The sequence below is a fragment of the Aeromonas sp. sia0103 genome, from assembly GCF_963895295.1.
Lineage (GTDB): Bacteria > Pseudomonadota > Gammaproteobacteria > Enterobacterales > Aeromonadaceae > Aeromonas > Aeromonas encheleia.
Genome location: NZ_CAWQKG010000049.1, coordinates 1 through 246, shown reverse-complemented (window position 1 = coordinate 246; position 246 = coordinate 1). Strand labels below are relative to the sequence as shown.

The following is a 246-nucleotide window of genomic DNA, read 5'->3' as shown; positions in this document are numbered from 1 at the left end:
GCGGCAAGCTGGTCGCCACCGATGTCGATCAGGGTGAGGCCCACTTCCAGCCCCAGGACCAGGTCAAAGGCGCCCACGGCACCTTCAGCCTCGATGCCGACGGCAACTGGACCTACGCGCTCGACAACAACGACCCCGCGGTGCAGGCCCTCAAGGAGGGTGAGACCCTGCCGAGCGAGCACTTCGTGGTCAAGAGCGCCGATGGCTCCGCCGAGCACAGCGTCACCGTCACCATCACCGGCACCA

At 67.1% G+C, this 246-nt stretch carries 1 protein-coding gene; it reads left to right on the top strand.

All coding sequences use genetic code 11. The features are described 5' to 3' along the window. Window positions 1–246 (top strand): VCBS domain-containing protein (locus tag AACW18_RS15895; RefSeq protein WP_218390098.1); only part of this gene is annotated, 246 nt, incomplete at both ends.